At 66.2% G+C, this 18,178-nt stretch carries 15 protein-coding genes and 1 riboswitch; of the genes, 5 read left to right on the plus strand and 10 right to left on the minus strand.

Annotated elements, in window-relative coordinates; genetic code table 11:
- Positions 1–154: 154 nt before the first annotated feature.
- Together EN818_RS28120 and EN818_RS28125 are read left to right on the plus strand one after the other, a co-directional pair.
- The gene (locus EN818_RS28120) at positions 155–1,090 is read left to right on the plus strand and encodes a bifunctional helix-turn-helix transcriptional regulator/GNAT family N-acetyltransferase (protein ID WP_095807529.1); all 936 of its coding nucleotides are present in this window, start codon (positions 155–157) and stop codon (positions 1,088–1,090) included.
- A gap of 140 nt (positions 1,091–1,230) precedes the next feature.
- Positions 1,231–2,724 (plus strand): winged helix-turn-helix domain-containing protein, encoded by a 1,494-nt coding sequence (locus EN818_RS28125; protein ID WP_095807528.1) that lies wholly within the window; start codon positions 1,231–1,233, stop codon positions 2,722–2,724.
- Between the two features lie 21 nt (positions 2,725–2,745).
- On the opposite strand, the gene EN818_RS28130 is transcribed toward EN818_RS28125, so the two are convergent.
- From EN818_RS28130 to EN818_RS28150, 5 genes are all read right to left on the minus strand, one after another.
- Positions 2,746–3,078 (minus strand): hypothetical protein, encoded by a 333-nt coding sequence (locus tag EN818_RS28130; RefSeq protein WP_095807527.1) that lies wholly within the window; start codon positions 3,076–3,078, stop codon positions 2,746–2,748.
- Between the two features lie 17 nt (positions 3,079–3,095).
- Positions 3,096–3,509 (minus strand): hypothetical protein, encoded by a 414-nt coding sequence (locus EN818_RS28135; protein WP_095807526.1) that lies wholly within the window; start codon positions 3,507–3,509, stop codon positions 3,096–3,098.
- 67 nt (positions 3,510–3,576) lie between these two features.
- Positions 3,577–6,675, minus strand: coding sequence for an efflux RND transporter permease subunit (locus tag EN818_RS28140; RefSeq protein ID WP_095807525.1), 3,099 nt, complete (start codon positions 6,673–6,675; stop codon positions 3,577–3,579).
- Positions 6,676–6,791: 116 nt separating this feature from the next.
- On the minus strand, positions 6,792–8,360 hold the full coding sequence (locus EN818_RS28145) for an FAD-dependent monooxygenase (protein ID WP_245420417.1): 1,569 nt from the start codon (positions 8,358–8,360) through the stop codon (positions 6,792–6,794).
- 2 nt (positions 8,361–8,362) lie between these two features.
- Positions 8,363–9,502 carry an efflux RND transporter periplasmic adaptor subunit gene (locus EN818_RS28150; RefSeq protein WP_095807523.1) on the minus strand — a complete coding sequence of 380 codons (1,140 nt, stop codon included), beginning with the start codon at positions 9,500–9,502 and terminating at the stop codon, positions 8,363–8,365.
- Between the two features lie 245 nt (positions 9,503–9,747).
- Positions 9,748–9,952, plus strand: a riboswitch (cobalamin riboswitch).
- A gap of 185 nt (positions 9,953–10,137) precedes the next feature.
- On the opposite strand from EN818_RS28150, the gene EN818_RS28155 reads away from it, so the two are divergent.
- The 3 genes from EN818_RS28155 to EN818_RS28165 all read left to right on the plus strand — a co-directional run bounded on the left by EN818_RS28155 (position 10,138) and on the right by EN818_RS28165 (position 12,968).
- Positions 10,138–10,923, plus strand: coding sequence for an ABC transporter ATP-binding protein (locus EN818_RS28155; RefSeq protein ID WP_135906061.1), 786 nt, complete (start codon positions 10,138–10,140; stop codon positions 10,921–10,923).
- Positions 10,924–10,952: 29 nt separating this feature from the next.
- Positions 10,953–11,900 carry an ABC transporter substrate-binding protein gene (locus EN818_RS28160; protein WP_135906062.1) on the plus strand — a complete coding sequence of 316 codons (948 nt, stop codon included), beginning with the start codon at positions 10,953–10,955 and terminating at the stop codon, positions 11,898–11,900.
- A gap of 81 nt (positions 11,901–11,981) precedes the next feature.
- Positions 11,982–12,968 (plus strand): iron ABC transporter permease, encoded by a 987-nt coding sequence (locus EN818_RS28165; RefSeq protein ID WP_095807711.1) that lies wholly within the window; start codon positions 11,982–11,984, stop codon positions 12,966–12,968.
- Between the two features lie 8 nt (positions 12,969–12,976).
- Here EN818_RS28165 and EN818_RS28170 read toward each other — a convergent pair whose 3' ends face one another.
- From EN818_RS28170 to EN818_RS28190, 5 genes are read right to left on the minus strand one after another with little or no spacing between them, the layout of a single operon-like run.
- Positions 12,977–13,912, minus strand: a complete 936-nt coding sequence (locus tag EN818_RS28170) for a phosphatidate cytidylyltransferase (protein WP_095807521.1) — start codon at positions 13,910–13,912, stop codon at positions 12,977–12,979.
- A complete protein-coding gene (locus tag EN818_RS28175; protein ID WP_095807520.1) occupies positions 13,912–14,571 on the minus strand; it encodes a lysophospholipid acyltransferase family protein in 660 nt (219 codons plus the stop codon). The genes EN818_RS28170 and EN818_RS28175 overlap by 1 nt, the downstream gene beginning before the upstream one ends.
- Positions 14,568–15,011 carry a hypothetical protein gene (locus EN818_RS28180; RefSeq protein ID WP_095807519.1) on the minus strand — a complete coding sequence of 148 codons (444 nt, stop codon included), beginning with the start codon at positions 15,009–15,011 and terminating at the stop codon, positions 14,568–14,570. The genes EN818_RS28175 and EN818_RS28180 overlap by 4 nt, the downstream gene beginning before the upstream one ends.
- Entirely contained in the window at positions 15,008–16,348 is a 1,341-nt protein-coding gene (locus EN818_RS28185; protein WP_135906063.1) for a phosphatase PAP2/dual specificity phosphatase family protein, read from the minus strand. Before EN818_RS28185 ends, EN818_RS28180 begins: the two co-directional genes overlap by 4 nt.
- Before the next feature lie 12 nt (positions 16,349–16,360).
- Complete coding sequence (locus EN818_RS28190; protein WP_165349852.1) at positions 16,361–18,148, minus strand: bifunctional alpha/beta hydrolase/class I SAM-dependent methyltransferase; 1,788 nt, start codon at positions 18,146–18,148, stop codon at positions 16,361–16,363.
- Positions 18,149–18,178 lie beyond the last annotated feature (30 nt).

Genomic DNA, 18,178 nt, shown 5'->3' on the forward strand with positions numbered 1-18,178 from the left:
GGCCAGCGTGACGTCTGATCTTCCCCCAAGTGGGGGAGATGTCCGGCAGGACAGAGGGGGGCGCTGTCCCGCCAACGTTGATCATCCAATGCGTGCATATTTAGTTGACTCAGTCAACTAAATGATTGATCCTGTCCAGGACAGGAGGACTCCCATGACAATCCACAATCGCGCCGGTAAGGATCGCATCGACGTCGTCCGCGCCTTCAACCGCTTCTACACCCGCCAGATCGGCCTGCTCGACGAGGGTCTGCTGAAGAGCCCGTTTTCGCTCACGGAAGCGCGGGTGCTTTACGAACTGGCCCATCATGACGGACTGGTCGCCAGCGATCTGGTGCGCGACCTCGGCCTCGACCCCGGCTATGTCAGCCGCCTGCTGAAAAAATTCGAGGAGCGCGGCCTGGTCGCGCGCGCCGCCACCGAGGCCGATGCGCGACGCTCCTCGATCGCGCTGACGCCGGCGGGCAGGGAAGCCTTCGCCCCTTTGAACCGGGATTCGCATGACCAGGTGCGTGCGCTGCTCGGCCGTCTCGCCCCGGCGGACCAGGACCGATTGGTCAAAGCGATGCGCCTCGTGCAGGATCTCCTCGGCGATCGTCCCGAACCCAAGGTGCCATATGTCCTGCGGCCGTTGCAGGTCGGTGATATCGGCTGGATCACGCATCGCCAGGGTCTCATCTACGCGCAGGATTATGGCTGGGACGAAACCTACGAGGCCCTCGTCGCGGAGATCCTCGCTGCCTTCGTCAAGAACTACGATCCGAAATGGGAGCGCAGCTGGATCGCCGAACGGGAAGGCGAGGTGGTCGGTTCGGTCTTCGTCATGCGCAAGTCGCCGGAGGTGGCGAAGCTGCGATTGCTCTATGTCGAGCACTCGGCCCGGGGCCTCGGCATCGGCCGGCGGCTGGTCGACGAGTGCATCGCCTTCTCGCGCGCCAAGGGCTATAAGACACTGACGCTGTGGACCAACGACATCCTTGGCTCGGCCCGCCGCATCTACCAGGCGGCTGGATTCAAGCTGGCCGAAGAGGAACGCCACCATTCCTTCGGCAAGGACTTGGTCGGCCAGACCTGGAACCTGCAGCTTTAGCGCGCTTTGCTTCCCACGAGGGGAGGAGGGGAAGGCCAGCCAGTTTGATCCAAATTGCGCGCTGGGCAATAATAGCGCGGCGTGTGCCGGGTCGCGTGGGATCGACCGGTATGATGCGCGGATGGGGAAGGGGTGTCCCGATGACGGTCGCGACGGCCGATCAGGTTTTCCGGTTTGGCGGGTTCACGCTCGACCTCGCCATGGGAACGCTGCGCGGCGTCAACGAGCCGCTGTTCCTGCGGCCGAAGGCCTATGCGGTGCTTTCGCATCTCGCCCGCAACATGGGCCGTGTCGTGCCGAAATCGGAGCTGATGGATGTCGTCTGGCCGGGCGTCTATGTGACCGAGGATTCGCTGACCCAGTCGGTGCGCGAGATCCGCAAGGTGCTGGGCGAGGAGATGGTGCGCACCGTCTCCAAGCGCGGCTACATGCTGGCTGCCGAGGCCGAGGCGGCACCGGAGATCAGCACCCATCCGATCGTGGCCGTCGTGCGCTTCCGCAATGAGAGCGGCGACCCGGCCGACGAAGCGATGGTCGACGGCTTTGCCGAGGACCTGATCAATGGCGTGGCGCGCTTCGGCACAATTACGGTGCTGGCCCGCAATTCGAGCTTTTCGTTCGCCTCCTTCGGCCGCGCCGAATGGCCCCAGATCCGCGCCCGCATCGGCGCCGACTATCTGGTCGAAGGGTCGCTGCGCCGCCAGGGCGAGCATGTCGTGGTCGCCGTCAGTCTCGTCGACATCGCCACCGCCAGCCAGCTCTGGGGTGACCGCTACCAGTCGCATGGCGAGGGGCTGTTCGCGATCGAGCGCGAGATTGTCGAGCAGATCGTCAGCCGCCTGGTCACGCGGGTCACCAATGCCGGACTGGAGCAGGCCTCACGCAAGCCGGTCACCAGCCTTGCCGCCTACGAGTTGGCGCTGCGCGGCTTCGCGCTGCTGCGCGATCCGGCGCAGACCGATCAGCGCGGCGCCGAAGCTCTGTTCGAGGCGGCCGTCGCCAAGGATCCGAACTACGGATTGGCTTATACCTATCTCGCTTTGGCACGGGCGCTGGATGGCGAGTTCGGCCGCGCCAGCGACTCAGTGCTGGAAAATGCGCGCGATCTCGCCGACAAGGGCCTGGCCTTGTCCCCGGACCAGCCGACCGGCCATCGCGTGCAGTCGCTGATCCGCCTCTACATGCGCGACCACGAAGCGGCCGAGCATCACATGCGCATCGCGCTGCAGCTCAACCCTTATGACGCCGACAGCATCGAGCAGATGGGCATGCTGCTGACGATGCGCGGCCGGCCGCTGGAAGCGCTGACCTGGCTGGCGCGCGGCATTCGCATCGACCCCTTGCACCCGCACTGGTACCAATTCGACCGCGCGCTGGCGCTTTATATGATGGGGGAATATCGACAGGCGGCCGACGCGCTGGAACTGGCCACGCGACCGGCGCCGTGGATCCGGACGCGGCTGGCCGCCTGCTACGCCCAGATGGGCGACATGGAGAAGGCGCGGCGGCAGATCGTCCTCATCGAGGAGGGTGAGCCTTTCTCGCCGCTCGACTATGCGCTGCGCGGCGTACCGTTCGAGAACCGGGCGGATGCCGAGCATCTCGCCGAGGGCGTCAGACTTGCCCTCGGTTAATTTGGGTTGTGCCTGAACGCCTCAATCGACGACGACCACGATGTAGCGGCCCTGATAGGCCCGGTAATAGGTGCCGCCGCAGCGCCAGACCTCGAAGCCGTTGACCTTGGTGCGCACGCAGCCGGCCGGCAGCGTGGCCACCCAGGCGGTGGTGTGCCTCAGCACGCGCCAGGTCGTGGTCCGGCGCGCGACGCCCGCCGCGCTATGCGGCGTCCAGGGGTGGCCGAAACGGGCTTCAGCCGTGCCGACCAGCGACAGGGCCGGCACGGCGCTGCCGACGATCTCGACGGCGGCGAGGCCGAGTGCGAGCAAGGCGGCGGCCGAGCGGAATTTCTTCACGGATTTCAAAGGCATTGGCGTTTCTCCTAAGTCTAGTGGGAAGATGAAACGGCAACCCGGGTCGAGCCCCTCAGTGCCGCCAGGTGAGCAACCACGAACAGCCAGTGCGCCGCGGTCGTGACGTAGCCGACGACGAGCACGTCGGCGGCGATGAAGAACTGCCAGAACAGAAGGTTCGCGGTTCCGAGCAGCACGTGCACGGCCGCCAGCACGGCGTGCCAGTTGCGCGAATAGGCGATGCGCCAGAGCGTCACGCCGATGATCAGGGCAAGCCCATGCGCCTCGATGAAACCGATGCCGGCGCCGGGCGCGTCGCCGAGCAGGCCGGCTTCGGCGCCGCGCCCGAAGAAGGAACCGGCAATGTCGGTGACGAGCCCGCCCGCCGATGCGAGGATCAGGAACCCGGCATTGAAGCGAACGAGAAGATTTCCGTAGAAGAGGGTCATGGTCGTTCCTTTCCGTTTGATTGGCTGCCACGGCGGCTTTCCGCCGTGGCTTGGGAGGATGTGCCGTTCAGGCGGCCAGCGGCTGCGGCTCGGCGGTCGTCACCCGGCCGGTGGTCTTGTTGGTCTCTGGCGCCTTGATGCGGAACCAGGTGACGTAGAGCGTCGGCAGGAAGACCAGCGTCAGCACGGTCGCCACCATCAGGCCGCCCATCACCGCATAGGCCATCGGTCCCCAGAACACGGTCGGCGCGATCGGGATCATGCCCAGGATGGCGGCCGCGGCCGTGAGCAGGATCGGCCGCAGCCGGTGCGTGGTGGCGCTGATCACCGCGGCCCAAGGCTCTTCGCCGGCGGCGATATGCTGGTCGATCTGCGCGATCAGAATGACCGAGTTGCGGATCACCATGCCGATCAGCGACATCACGCCGAGGATCGCGACGAAGCCCATCGGTGCGCCCGACAAGAGCAGCGCGCCGGCGACGCCGATGATCGCAAGCGGAGCGGTGAGCAGCACCAGCACCAGGCGCTGGAAGCTCATCAGCTGGATCATCAGCACCGTCGCCATGATGAACAGCATCAGCGGGAAGACCACGAAGATGCTGGCCTGCGCCTTGGCGCTGTCCTCGATCACGCCGCCCTGCTCGACGCTGTAGCGCGCCGGCAGCTCCGCCTTGAAGGCGGTGATGGCGCTCTCCAGCCGCCGCGACACGGAGGTGGCGTTCTCGCCCGGCGCGACGTCGGCCTGCACCGTCACGGTCGGCAGGCGGCCACGGCGCCAGATCAGCGGCGGCTCGGTCTGATAGCTGAGCTTCGCCACCTGTTCGAGCGGCACGCGGCGTCCGCCCGAGGCGCTGATCGTCAGGCCACGCAGCGTGTCGATGCTGGCGCGCTCCGATTCGACGGCGCGGGCGACGATGTCGACGAGATAGGTATCGTCGCGCATCTGGGTGATCTTCGAGCCCGACAGCACAGCGTTGATCGTCTCCGACAGCTGCTGCGAGGAGATGCCCAGCGCCCGCGCCCTATCCTGGTCGACCTCGACCTTGATGACCTTGGCCGGCTCGTTCCAGTCGTAGTTGATGTTGCGCACCGAAGCATCGCTGCCCAGCACCTGCGCGAACTGCTGCGCCAGGCTCCTGGTCTTGTCCGGGTCCGGACCCGAGACGCGGAACTTCAGCGGCCAGCCGACAGGCGGGCCGAGCTCCAGCGGCGTGACGCGGGCCATGACGTCGTCGAAGCCGGTCGACAACTGCTTCTCCAGCCGGTCGATGACCGCCTGGCGCACGGCGTGGCCCTTGGTCACTACGACCGCCTGGGCGAAGAAGTCGTTGGCAAGCTGTGCGTCGAGCGGCAGGTAGAAGCGCACCGCGCCTTGCCCGACATAGAAGCTCCAGTGGTCGATGTCGGGATCGGTGGCAAGCAGCTTCTCGACCCGCTCCACAACCGCATCCGTCGACTTGATCGAAGCGGTACGCGGCAAAGTGAGGTCGACCATGACCTCGGGCCGGTCCGACTTCGGGAAGAACTCCTGCCCCACAAAGCCCATCGCCACGACCGACAGCGCGAACAGCCCGGCGGTTGCCGACAGCACCAGCCACTTCGCCCGCATCGCCGTCTCGAGCAGCGCCTGGAAGCCGCGGGCAATGCGCGAGGGCTGATGGCTGCCACCATGGCCCTTGATGCGGTCCGGCAGAAGGAAGACGCCGGTGAGCGGCGTGAACAGCACCGCCACCACCCAGGAGACGACCAGCGCGATGGCAACGACGGCGAACAGCGAGAAGCAGTATTCCCCGGCGCCACTCTTGGCGAAGCCGACCGGCACGAAGCCGGCGATCGTCACCACCGTGCCGGTGAGCATCGGGAAGGCGGTGGACGTATAGGCGTAGGTGGCTGCCGAGATCTTGTCGTAGCCTTCCTCCATGCGCGAGATCATCATCTCGACCGCGATCATGGCATCGTCGACCAGCAGGCCGAGCGCGATGATCAGCGCGCCGAGCGAGATGCGCTGCAGCGAGATGCCGAAATACTCCATGGTGACAAAGGTGATCGCCAGCACCAGCGGGATGGCGACTGCCACCACGACGCCGGGCCGCCAGCCAAGCGCCAGCAGCGAGACGGCGAGCACGATGGCGATCGCCTCGCCGAGGCTCTTGGTGAACTCGCCGACGGATTCCTCGACCACATGCGACTGGTCGGCGACCAGGCCGAGTTCGGCGCCGAGCGGCAGTTCGGCCTCCATCTCATGCATCTTTTCCTTGACGTTCTCGCCCAGCGCCAGCGCGTCGCCGCCCGAGGTCATCGAAATGGCGATGCCGACCGCCGGCTTGCCGTTGAAGCGGAACATCGGTTGCGGCGGGTCGGAATAGGCGCGCTTGACCTCGGCGACGTCGCCCAGCCGGAAATAGTGGCCGTTGGCGTAGAAGTTGATCGCCTTCAGGCTCTCCTCGGAGGTGAAGCTGCCGGAAACGCGGATGGCGATGCGCTCGGGTCCGGCATCGACCGTGCCGCTCGGGGTCAGCGCGTTCTGCGCCTGCAGCGCCTGCGACAGCGTGCCGACGTCGAGGCCGAGCGCCGCCACCTTCTGAGTCGAGAATTCGAGATAGATCTTCTCGTCCTGCTGGCCGACCAGGTCGACCTTGGCGACGTCCTTCACGGTGAGCAGTCCGGCGCGCAGGCTGCTGGCCAGGTCCTTCAGCTCGCGATGGCTGAGGCCGTCGGAGGTGAGCGCATAGATCAGCGAATAGGTGTCGCCGAACTCGTCATTGTAGAACGGCCCCTGGACGCCGGACGGCAAGGTCGGCTTGATGTCGTCGAGCTTCTTGCGCACCTGGTACCAAAGCGGCTGCACCTGGTCGCCCGCGACCGTGTCCTTCAAATTAACGAAGACGACCGACTCGCCAGGCTTGGTATAGCTCTTGACGTAGTCGAGGTCGGGCAGCTCCTCGAGCTTCTTCTCGATGCGATCCGTGATCTGCTCCACCGTGTCGCTGGTGGTGGCGCCGGGCCACATCGTCTTCACCACCATGGTCTTGATGGTGAAAGGCGGGTCCTCCTCGCGGCCGAGGCCGCCATAGGCGTAGAGCCCGGCAAGCGCCGCCGCGATCATCAGATAGACGACGAAGCTCCGGTGGCGCAGCGCCCATTCGGAAAGATTGAAGCTGGTCATGATGCGGTTCCTTCTCAGGCGCACAAAAGCGCGTTCCGCCGGCGGCTGCCGGCTGGCGAAAACAACTGACGGTTGGGTTCGGTCGGCACCCGCCCTCGGGCGGGAGCCGTGGAAGTTCAGGCCAGGCTGTGCATCGTACCCGGCACGCGGTAGGGCGCCCGCTCGGCTAGCCGCGGCCTGATGGCGAGGCTGGCGAGATAGCGCTGGAAGCTGGCTGCTTCTTGAACTGGCGAGGCGAGTCCGACATGGCCGTCCGGCCGCACCAGATAGGCGGCGTCGCGCTGCAGGCCGGCTTTCCCGGCCGCCTCCGACCATGCGAACGCGTGGACCGGGATCCCGGTCGATGCCAGCATCGCCCGGAACTCGGCATTGACCTCGCCATAGACATGGACCTGCCAATCCAGCGACCGCAGCGGCTGGAAATTGTCGCTGCTGCCGTGGACGACATAAGGCAGGCGATCCCCGCCGCTCACCTTGCCTGCCGTGCCCGAGCTGATCGGCCCGGCGCGATACTGGATCGCTGCCTGCGAGATCAAGCCGAAGAAGGCGCGCGAGCCGAACGATGTGTGGAGCAGCGCGTTCAGGAACTTCGGCATCAGATAGCGCCGGAACAGCCCGATCAGCCGCGAGCGGCTGGTGATGAACCGGAAAGCGGTATCGGTGCTCTCGATCAGCTTCTTCGCAAAGGCGATGCGTTCCGGCTCGTAGCTGTAGAGCAGGCGCGGATCGGCTCGCCCCTGCACGACCGCGGCGAGCTTCCAGGCGAGGTTCACCGCGTCGCCCATGCCGGTGTTCATGCCCTGGCCGCCGGCCGGGCTGTGGATGTGGCCGGCATCGCCGACCAGGAAGACGCGGCCGACGCGGAAGCGTTCCGCGACCCGGTGGTGGACGCGGTACGTCGAGAACCAGTTGACTTCATGGACCTTGACGCCGGTGTCGCGCTCGATGTCTGCACGGATCGCCTCGAAGGTGATCGTCTCGTCGGCCTCATGTGCCTTCGGCACGATGCCGATCAGCCTCGCCGAGCCGGACTGCCGGACCGGCATGACGATCGCGAAACCATAGGTGCTGATCGTCGTGTCCATGCCGTTGCGGGTGATCTCGCCGCTGCCTTTGACGTCGGCGACGTAGAAGGACTGCTCGTACGTGCCGCCGGGGAAGCCGATGTTCAGCCCATGGCGCACGGCACTGCGGGAGCCGTCGCAACCGGCGAGATAGGCGGCGCTCACGGTCTCGGTCTTGCCGTTCCGCAAAAGGGTCGCGATGACCGCTTCGCCCTTGTCCTGGAAGGCGACGAGCTCCGTGCCGCGCTCGACCTCGACGCCGGCACGCTCCAGATGCGTGATCAGCACGCGCTCGTGGATATGCTGCGGCAGCGCGAAGGCGAAGGAATAAGGACTGATGCCGCGGCCGAAATCGGAGAGCGGCAGCCTCGCGGCGACGCCGGACGGCGTGTGTATCGTTAGCTGCTCCAGTCTAACGCCCTCGGCAAGGACATCCTCGACGATGCCGATCTGGCGATGGAACTCCAGCGTGCGCGCCTGGACGGCCAGCGCCCGCGACGTTTCGCCGGGAGCCGCCGCCTTGTCGAAGATGCGCACCGGCACGCCGAGCCTGGTCAGCCAAAGTGCGAGCGTCAGCCCGGTCGGGCCGGCGCCGGCGATGAGGACCTTTGTCTTGGACATGGTCATTGTCCTTCTCCCTCAACGATACGAACTTTTTCGTGTTCCCGCAGCCGGTTTACGCCGGCGGTGACGACCACATCGCCCTGGCCAAGCCCGTCGCTGACGACGACCCGATCGGTCTCGTAGCGAGCGACGGTGATGGGCCTCAGTTCCACCCCCGACGCGGCGGTGACCACCCAGACGGCCGGCTTGCCGTCCTTGTCGAACAGCGCGCTGCCCGGCAGCACCACGACCGGCGTGCCGGCCACCTCGGCGCGGCCGGAAACGCTGGCACCGAAGCGCATTTCTTGCGGAGCGTTCTCGAGCGAAACCTTGACCTGGAAAGTGCGGGTCGCGGCATCGGCCATCGGCGCGATCTCGCGGACGGTGCCGATCGCGGTGATCGCCGGATTGCTGAGCAGCGAGACAGTGACCTGCGGTGGCCGCTTCGTGTCGGGCGTGTTGGCGAAGGCGGCTTCCGCGATCGAGAACACCGCGTCGCGCCCGCTCGGATCGGCAACGCGCACCACCATCTGGCCGACAGCGACCGACTGTCCGGCCTCGGCACCGGTGGCGGTGACGATGCCGTCGAATTCAGCATGCAGTTCGGTATAGGCGACCTGGTCCTTGGCCATCTCGAAGGCGATGTTCGCCGATTTGAGCTTGGCCTGCGCCGAGCGCAAATTCTTCAGCGTCGCGTCGTAAGTGGCGCGCGTGGTGAACCCTTTGGCGAGCAGCGCGCCGATGCGGACCTCGGCGGCGCTTGCTTCGACGAGCACGGCTTGCGCCGCCGCGACATCGGCCTCGGCGCTGGCGAGCCGGTTGCGATAATCCTGGTCTTCGATGCGGGCGAGCACCTCACCCTTCTTCACCGTCGAGCCGATCTCGGCGATGCGTTCGAGCAGCTTGCCGGATACGCGGAAGCCGAGGTCGCTTTCGAGCCGCGGCCGTATCTCACCGACGGCCGTGCGGGTGTCGGCGCTGCGGGTCGGGGCGACCGCCATGGCCTTGACCAGTTTCATCTCCGGCGCGGCGGGCTTTGCGTTCGAGGCCTCGCTGCGTGCGCCGTGCCAAACCATGGCGGCGCCGCAGGCGAGGATGGCGATCGAGCCGGCGACAAGGCGGCGCCTCAGCGGCCTGTTATGGAAAAGTGCGGCAATCATGTTGTCTCCGTGACCAAGGTTGCGGTCGCGCCGGGAGGATGCTGCGACCGGAAAATGTTGGCTGGGAGCGATCGGCGTTTTGGCCGGTCTTTCGCCAGCCCGATCTTTTTGCGTTTTCGGGCCCGCGAAATCCCGAACGCTTTCTGAAGTTTTTCCGATGTTTGGCTGAGGCAGTGCCGGAAATCGGGATTTTCGCAAGCCGGCGAGATTGCACGGAAGCCAGTTGCGACTCGTGCGCGGGCGACCTAGGATGGCTGCGTCATGGTCCCGAGCCGCAAGGCGAAGGGTGAAAAGGGAACACGGTGAGATCCGCCTCGGGTCGATGCCGTGGCTGCCCCCGCAACTGTGAGCGGCGAGCTCCATCTGAAAACCACTGGCCGACAAGGCTGGGAAGGCGGATGGCGCGGCGACCCGCGAGCCAGGAGACCTGCCATCGACACGAGTTGACCGGACGGGGTGTGCCGGGAGGAGACGCGGCGCCGGTCTGTCAGCCGGCCGTCCAGCATCCTTCCGTCGCCATTTGGAGAGTGACGGAATGTTGGACGGCTCCATCGATCGCCACGAGTGCGCGCCCTGCCGAAGCTATTTGCTCGGATCAGCCGGCCTGATTCGAAAAGCCGTTCGGGAGAAGCTCCATGACTGAGCTTCTCGAAGCTCGCAGGCTGACGGCCGTGGCAGGCGGCAAGCTCCTGGTCGATGGCGTCAGCCTGTCGCTCACTCCGGGCGAACGGCTGGCCATCGTCGGGCCTAACGGTGCCGGCAAAACCACGCTCTTGCGCATGCTGTGTGGTGCTCTGCGGCCGGCCAGCGGCGAGGTGCGCCTGGCCGGACGCCGGCTGGATAGGATCACGCAGGGCGAGCGTGCACTCAGCATGGCCGTCGTCGGCCAGGCCGACCAGCCTGATCCGCGGGTTACTCTCATCGACTATGTCGAGCTTGGCCGCGTCCCGCATATCGGCATCAGGCGCAAGCGCGAGGATCGCGATATCGTCGTGGATGCGCTGCGCCGGACCGGACTCTTGCCGCTGCTTTGCCGCACGATCGGCTCGCTGTCCGGTGGCGAACGGGAACGTGCGCAACTCGCCCGTGCCATGGCGCAGGAGCCAAAAATCCTGTTCCTCGACGAACCGACCAACCATCTCGATCCGCGCGCCCGCGGCGACCTTCTCGACCTTGTCGCGGACTTCGGCATGACCGTCGTTGCCGTGCTGCACGACCTGTCGCTGGTGGCGCCCTTCGCCACCACGGTGGCGGTGATGAACAATGCCCGGCTGCATGCGCTGGCGCCGCCGCGCGAGGCGCTTGACGCCCAGCTCGTGCGCCAGGTCTTCGGCATCGATGTGCTGCGTCTGCCGCATCCGACAGAAGACCGCGAGCTCACCGTCTTCGACCTTGCCAACGGCGCATCCTCGCCATCCTGAACCTGTCCAAACAAAGGAGCACCTGTCCCTTGAAACGCATCGCGCTGTCGTTTGCCTTTTTGCTCGCCGCCTCGCCGGCCTTCGCTTTTCCGGTCACCATCGACAGCTGCGGCAAGCCGCTGACCTTCGAGGCGCCGCCAAAGCGTGCCGTCATTCACGACCTCAACATGGCCGAGATGGCCTTCGCGCTGAAGCTGCAGTCCTCGATCGTCGGTCTCACCGGCATCACCGGCTGGTACAAGGTCGGGCCGGAGTTCAAGGCCGCGCAGGGCTCGATCCCGGAACTCGCGCCGAAATATCCGACGCTCGAGAATCTGATCGCCGTGCAGCCCGATTTCTTCTTCGCCGGCTGGTACTACGGCATGAAGCCGGGCGGCGAGGTAACGCCGGACACACTCGCCCCGCACGGCATCAAGACGCTGGTGCTGACCGAAAGCTGCGTCCACCTCGACAAGGACCGACCTGCCGCCTCGATGGACCTGCTCTATGGCGACGTCGAGAAGCTGGGCAAGATCTTCGGCAAGGAGGCCGATGCTCAAAAGCTCGTCGCTGGCTGGAAGGCCGAGCTCGCCGACCTCACGGCGAAAATTGGCAACGCCAAGGGCACCCGCGTCTTCCTCTATGATTCCGGCGAGGACAAGCCTTTCACCGCCGGCAGGTTCGCCATCCCGAATGCCATGATCGCAGCCGCCGGCGGCGAGAACATCATGGCCGACATGGAGACGAGCTGGGGCAACACCGACTGGGAGACGGTCGCCTCGCGCAATCCGCAATTCCTCATCCTGCTCGATTACCAGGACGGCGGCGGCTACAAGAAACTGCTCGATTTCCTCAAGGCCCATCCAGCGATGAAAGAGACCGACGCCGTCAAGAACGAGCGCTTCGTGGCACTGCGCTACGCCGAGCTGACGCCCGGTCCCGCCAATATCGAAGCGATCGGCAAGATCGCCAGGGCCATGCATCCGGAAGCGTTTTAGGTCTTGAGCTGAGCTGGGAGTGTTATTGTTGACGGATCGCCTGACGACGTGAATCTACACCACCGATCGTTCGTCTTGTCGATAGCCCTGGGCGCGGCTCTCCTGGTCGCGCTCGCCCTGCTGTCGATCGCCTATGGCTCGACATTGATACCTTTGCGCGAGGTCCTCGGCGCGCTGGCGCATACCGCCGGGCTGGATGGCCCCGCCGTTCCCGGACCCGTGGGCAGCATCGTCGTCGACCTCAGGCTGCCGCGCACCCTGCTGGCGATCGCGGTCGGCGCCGGCCTTGGCGCCGTCGGTGCGCTGCTGCAGACCGTCAGCCGCAACGACCTAGCCGATCCGTTCCTGTTCGGCCTCTCCTCCGGCGCCGCTGCCGGCGCCGTTTCGGTCATCACCGCCTTCGGCGACAGGTTTGGAATATGGACCTTGCCGGTGGCGGCGTTCACCGGCGGCATATTGGCGGCGACAATCGTGCTGCTCCTGGTCTCACGGGTGAGGGGGCAGGGCCCCGAGCGGCTGATCCTTGCCGGGCTCGCCGTATCCTTCATGTTCACCGCGCTTACCAACTATCTCGTCTTCGCCGGCGACCAGCGCGCCGCCCATTCGGTGCTGTTCTGGACCATGGGCGGGCTTGGGCTTGCCCGCTGGGACAATATCGGGCTGGCGGCGCTGGGCGCCGGAATCATCCTCGCCTACGGCCTCTGGAACCACCGCCGCTTGGACGCCTTCCTCGCCGGCGAAAGCGCTGCCGAAAGCCTCGGCGTGCCGGTGGCGCGCATGCGCCGGACGACGTTCCTTGTCGCCGCCTTGGCCACTGCCATCCTCGTCGCGGTCGCCGGTGTCATCGGCTTCGTCGGGCTGATGATCCCGCATCTCGGCCGGCCGCTGGCTGGTCCGCTGCATCGGCCGCTGATTGCAGTCTGCGCGCTGTTCGGCGCGATCCTGCTGCTGGCCAGCGATCTGCTCGCCCGCACGCTGCTGCCGCCGCAGGAATTGCCGATCGGCATCATCACCAGCTCGCTCGGCGCCTTCTTCGTCGTCACGCTCCTGATGCGCAGGCGGATCTAGCCGGCGGATCAAACCGTCCAGAAATAGCGCACGATGTGGAAGAAGATCGGTGCGGCGAAGACCAGGCTGTCGGTGCGGTCCAGCATGCCGCCATGGCCCTCGATCAGGTGGCCCCAGTCCTTGACGCCCTGGTCGCGTTTGATCGCGGAGGCGACGAGCCCGCCGAGGAATCCCATCGCGCAGGCGATGAAGGCGACGGCCGAGGCCTGCAGCGGTGAGAACGGCGTGATGAAGGCGAGCAGCGCGCCGAGCAGGCTCGACGCGACCAGTCCGCCGATCAGGCCTTCCCAGGTCTTCGACGGCGAGACCGTCGGCGAGAAGCGGTGTTTCCCGAACAGCTTGCCGAAGATGTACTGCAGCACGTCGCTGCCCTGCACGACGATGATCAGGAAGGCGATCAGCAGAAGGTTGCGGCCTTCGAAACCCGGCACGTTGAGCGTCAGCAGGGCAGGGACGTGGCTGACGCAGTAGACCGAGATCATGATCGCCCATTGCTGAGCCGAGACGCGTTCCAGGAAGCGTTCGGTGTCGCCATGCAGCGCCGTGATCGCCGGCATCAAAAGGAAGCAATAGACCGGGATGAAGATGACGAAGAGCCCATACCAGGCGGTCCACACCAGCCAGTACTGGACCGGTATGACGATGCCGAACATGCCGAGCAGCACCCAATGGTCGCTACGGCGGCTGTGCGTCAGCGTCACGAATTCGCGCAGCGCCGCGAACGAGATCAGCGCGAACAGGATCGTCATGCCGTAACGGCCGAAGAAGAAGGCGACCGTCATCAGCGCCACCATCACCCACCAGGCGTTGATGCGCTGGGTGAGGTTGACGAGCGTCGCGCTGAGCGGCTTCGGCGCGCGCATCGAAAGGATGCCGGAGGTGACGCTGGCGGTGCTCAGCACCACGAAAAGGCCGATGATCAGTATGCTGATTTCGTGGCGCATCAATCGTCTCGTTCGGGGCGCGGATTGAGCGCCAGAAGTTCGGCCCGGGCGCGCTCGAGAAAGGCGCGGCGCTCCTCGCCCGGCGCCACCGACACCGGCGCGCCGAAGACGACGCGGCAGAGCAGCGGCACCGGCAGGAACTGGCCCTTGGGCAGCACGCGCGACATGTTCTCGATCCAGCAGGGGATGAGCTCGACGTCCGGGCGCGCCATCGACAGATTGTAGAGCCCGGAGCGGAACGGCAGCAGCTCGTCGCTCATGTTGCGGGTGCCTTCCGGGAAGATGATCAGCGAGTGGCCCTGGTCGAGCACCGAGAGCATGACCGAGATCGGGTTCTCTTCCGGACTGGTCCATTGCCTGCTGATCAGCACGGAGGACAGCATGTCCTCAGCGATGAAGCGGCGCAGCCGCGACTTGCCCCAATATTCGGCCGCGGCGATGGCGTGCGTGATGGCCCGCTCCTTCTCGCTGAGGCAGGCCGACAGCAGGATGAAATCGCCATGGCTGGTGTGGTTGGCGAAATAGATGCGCTGCCGCTCCGACGGCTGGCTGCCGCTCCAGATCGGGCGCACGCCGGTCACCGCCCAGGCCAGCGCCGACAGGCCGACGGAGGTCGCCGTCTGCAACAAGGTGAATGTCCTGAGCGAGAGCCTGCTCATCGCGGCATCCAGAAACCGGCCGTCAGGAACGCAACGACGAAGATCGCAAAGGCGATCCGCTGCCGGGTGAGCAGGCGGCGCGTGCCGGCGATACGGTCGTCGAGGGGGCGCTTGTTGGCCGGAGCGGGCTTCAGCCGCATGCGCGCCAGAAGGTCGTCGACGGCGGCGCCTCCGGAAACCTCGTCGTCATGAGTTGCCATCAGCCGGAACAGCAGCGCGTCGAAGACGAGAAGCGCGGAAAGCCCCAGCACCACGACGGCACTCGCCGAGGCCACCAAAAGCGCCAGCACCGCGAGCGGTGCCTGGAACGCGCCGCGCGCCGAGGCGACCAGCGGCGCGACACTGTCGCAGGCGATCACGACGGCAGCCGGCCATGCTGCCTGCTTCACCAGCATGGCCGCAAACCGGCCGGTCCGTTCCCGATAGGCGCCGTCCGTCATGCCGGCTCGTCCAGTCCGATCTGAAGATGCACCGGACGACCGGACGCGGCGAGTTGCCTGCGCGCCTGCGCCGGCGTACGCGAGCGGCCGGTGGCGACCAGCCATGCGGCGACGACGGTGGCGCTGCGCTGGAAGCCGAGCGCGCAGCAGACGAGCACCGTGCCTTCCCTGCGCGCCGGCTCGATCGCACCCGCCGCCTGGTCGAGCCTGTCTGCGGGCGGCGGCAGCAGGTCGAGCATGGGGAGGCTGATCCAGCGGCCCACGGCCCCACGCGGCCGCTCCAACTCGGCGGCAAGATCGATCACCGTGCCGAAGCGGTTGGCTTCGCCGGCTGCGGGAAAACGTCCGAGGAAGACGCCGTTGCTGACTGCCACTACCGGCGGCAGCTTGCGTGTCCATGCCAGAACGTTGAGTCTGGCGCCCAGGCGATAGGGCCAAAGCACGACACGGCTTGCCAGCGACACATGGCCGTCCGCTGTCTTCTGGAACACCTTGGCGCCGGCTCCGGCATAGCCGAAGGCGACGATCGCCAGCGCCAGCGCCGGCCACAAAAGGACAAGCGCGACAGCGCAAAAAAAGACGCCGATGGCGGCGCCGGCCAGAGCGAGGGCAGCACCCGTCGCGTAATACAGGGAAAGCCGCCGCGCCTTGGCATCGGCGGTCAGGCGGAAACCGGCAAGCGGCAGCTCGCCCTTGGCCGGAAACAGCCACAGCGCAAGGAACCCGAGCAACGCGCCGGTCGGGATGTCGATGAAATGGTGCTGCCACGTCGTCAGCACCGAGGCGCCGATCAGGAAGCACCAGCCGTGCCAGATCGGCAGGAGGATCCCGCCGAGGCGCTGGCGCCAGTGATCCCAGATGATCACCAGAAGCGCAATGTGCAGGGAAGGGGCCTGGTTGAAGGGCTTGTCGAAGCCGCCGAGCACGGCAAACAGGAAACCTGGCACTCCGCTCGTTGCCGGGCGCACGAAGGTCGCAGTCAGCGGAAACAGGATGAAGCAGCCGACGGCGACGATCTGCGCGGCCAGGTAGCGGCCGGCCAGCCGGTCGACACCCTGCCTGCTCCCGTTGAGCAGGAGCGACAGCCCGTAGAACAGGTTGATCGACCAGTAGGGCACGATGGTCCAGGCGAGGAACGGCACCGCGTGCTCCCAGGAGAAGACGATGCTGCCGACATGGTCGCGCGTCGAGGCCAGCCAGTTTGCGAAGCCGTAGGTCGAATAGAAGAACGGCGCCAGGAAGGCGAGCCAGAGCGCTGCTCGGACGACGATCCGGCTGTAGGGCTCGGGAGTTGCTGTGGAGGCTTGAAGGCGCTGCGCCTCGGTACCGGTTGGCATGCCTGGACCGTCCTAAACCCGCCTTGCGAGCGAGACGGTGAAGATCCCCCACTGGTCGATGCGCTGGTCGAGCTTTTCGAAGCCGGCAGCCTCGACGAGTTGGTCCATTTCGCTCTGCGTGCGCCGCCGCATCACCCAGGCCTGTCCGCCGCGATGCGAGGTCAGGCTGCGCGCGATCATTTCGAGCTGCGGATGCCAAGGCTGGTTGGTGTAGATGAGCAGGCTCCCCGGCTGCATGGCACGGGCGAGACCGCTGAGCGAACGGGCAATCAGCGCGTTGTCGGAGAAGAGCTCATAGAGGCCCGAGACGATGGCGAGATCGGGCGCGGGATCGAGCGCGGCGAGCCCGTCGCCATCGAAGGCATCGGCCAGGTGGAACGAAACGCTTGGCGGCAATTGCCGTTCGGCTATCAGGTTGCGCCCCAACTCGACGTTGAGTTCGGAATAGTCCTGCAGGCGCACGCTGGCCGGGTGGTCCGGGCTCTTGGCGATCGCGTCGAGAACATAGCGGCCGTGTCCGGCCGCGATGTCGAGAATGTGCGCCGGCCGCCCGGCCGCTTTGAGCGTTCGAAGCGACGAGTCGATCAGCTCCTCGAGGTTGAGCTTGCGCTGACGGATGCCGCGCCAGCCGATGGCGTCGAGGAAAACGCGATCGACAGCGCGGCCGATCGGGCCGAGACCGCGTGCCTCGTTCTCGTAGACATAGTCCAGCGTCGAACCGGAATCGAAGCCGGTGCCGACGCCGACCTTCATGCCTCGCGAGAACCAGCTGCCGATCCGGATGGAGGCCCGGCTCAACGCCCAATAGAGGCCTTTGGGCGACAGCCGGCCGAGCGGCGAGGCCAGCAGATCCGCCTCGTCGCGCGTGTAGCCGGCAATGTCCGCCTGCTTAAGGTCGACGGTGTCGACGGGCTTCGCGAACTGCCCTTCGAGGAATGGGCGGACCAGGTCGAGCGCCTTGGCCCGGTCGCGCTCGCCGAGCGTATCGTGGAAGAAGCCCGGCAGCACGTGGCGCTCCTTGGCGCGGCTGCCGAGGTTGACGAAGAATTCGTGCTGCGGGGCGTGGCGCACCACCCAGTCGCTGCCCGACAACAGCAGCTGTGTCGGCACGGTGATGGCGCGGGCATCGGCAACGATGCGCGCCGCATGTTGATAGAGCTCGACGAGGATGTTGGAGGCGATCGGCCGCGTGATCAGCGGGTCGCTGTCGAAGGAGGCGATGCGAACCGGATCGTGCGTGAGGTACTTCGCCTTGACGTAGGAATTGACGAAGAACCGCCCCTTGATCTGCTGCCAGAGCGCGATGCCCTCCTTCGCGAACGGCACGTATAGCTTGACCGAAAAGGCAGGCGAGGCGAGCACCATGGCGCGCAGTTTCGGGGCATAATCGTGCACCCAGGCGGCGGCCAGCACGGCACCGAAGGACTGCGCGATGAGCGCTGTGTCCTGCGTGGCAAAGCCGTCCCTGGCCGCGATCTCGCGCATCAGGCAGTCGATGTCGCGTACCAGCGCTGCGAAGGACGGCGCATAGCCGCGCTCGCCTTGGGAGCGGCCGTTGCCGCGGGCATCCCAGGCGTAGAAGGCATAATCCGGCATTCGCAATTCGTCGACGAGGTGCGCCATGCGTCCGCCATGCTCATGGCCGCGATGGAAGAGCACGATCGCGCCCTTGGCCTGGGCCGATACGGCCGGCCAGTAGCGATAGAAAATCTCGGTGCCGTCATGGCTGTGGAAGACGCGCTCCTGCGGTTGCCGCGGAAGGGTTTCCGCAGCCCCGGCGGCGATTTGTTCGTGCAACATTGTCTTCCCCTCGGGCGGCATGGCCGGCTT

This window comes from Mesorhizobium sp. M3A.F.Ca.ET.175.01.1.1, from assembly GCF_004791945.1.
Taxonomy (GTDB): domain Bacteria; phylum Pseudomonadota; class Alphaproteobacteria; order Rhizobiales; family Rhizobiaceae; genus Mesorhizobium.

What these genes read in the sequence shown, in the direction of transcription:
- EN818_RS28120 (WP_095807529.1), top strand. Translation starts at nt 155, where the DNA reads ATGACAATCCACAATCGCGCCGGTAAGGATCGCATCGACGTCGTCCGC.
- EN818_RS28125 (WP_095807528.1), top strand. Translation starts at nt 1,231, where the DNA reads ATGACGGTCGCGACGGCCGATCAGGTTTTCCGGTTTGGCGGGTTCACG.
- EN818_RS28130 (WP_095807527.1), bottom strand. Translation starts at nt 3,078, where the DNA reads ATGCCTTTGAAATCCGTGAAGAAATTCCGCTCGGCCGCCGCCTTGCTC.
- EN818_RS28135 (WP_095807526.1), bottom strand. Translation starts at nt 3,509, where the DNA reads ATGACCCTCTTCTACGGAAATCTTCTCGTTCGCTTCAATGCCGGGTTC.
- EN818_RS28140 (WP_095807525.1), bottom strand. Translation starts at nt 6,675, where the DNA reads ATGACCAGCTTCAATCTTTCCGAATGGGCGCTGCGCCACCGGAGCTTC.
- EN818_RS28145 (WP_245420417.1), bottom strand. Translation starts at nt 8,360, where the DNA reads ATGTCCAAGACAAAGGTCCTCATCGCCGGCGCCGGCCCGACCGGGCTG.
- EN818_RS28150 (WP_095807523.1), bottom strand. Translation starts at nt 9,502, where the DNA reads ATGATTGCCGCACTTTTCCATAACAGGCCGCTGAGGCGCCGCCTTGTC.
- EN818_RS28155 (WP_135906061.1), top strand. Translation starts at nt 10,138, where the DNA reads ATGACTGAGCTTCTCGAAGCTCGCAGGCTGACGGCCGTGGCAGGCGGC.
- EN818_RS28170 (WP_095807521.1), bottom strand. Translation starts at nt 13,912, where the DNA reads ATGCGCCACGAAATCAGCATACTGATCATCGGCCTTTTCGTGGTGCTG.
- EN818_RS28175 (WP_095807520.1), bottom strand. Translation starts at nt 14,571, where the DNA reads ATGAGCAGGCTCTCGCTCAGGACATTCACCTTGTTGCAGACGGCGACC.
- EN818_RS28180 (WP_095807519.1), bottom strand. Translation starts at nt 15,011, where the DNA reads ATGACGGACGGCGCCTATCGGGAACGGACCGGCCGGTTTGCGGCCATG.
- EN818_RS28185 (WP_135906063.1), bottom strand. Translation starts at nt 16,348, where the DNA reads ATGCCAACCGGTACCGAGGCGCAGCGCCTTCAAGCCTCCACAGCAACT.
- EN818_RS28190 (WP_165349852.1), bottom strand. Translation starts at nt 18,148, where the DNA reads ATGTTGCACGAACAAATCGCCGCCGGGGCTGCGGAAACCCTTCCGCGG.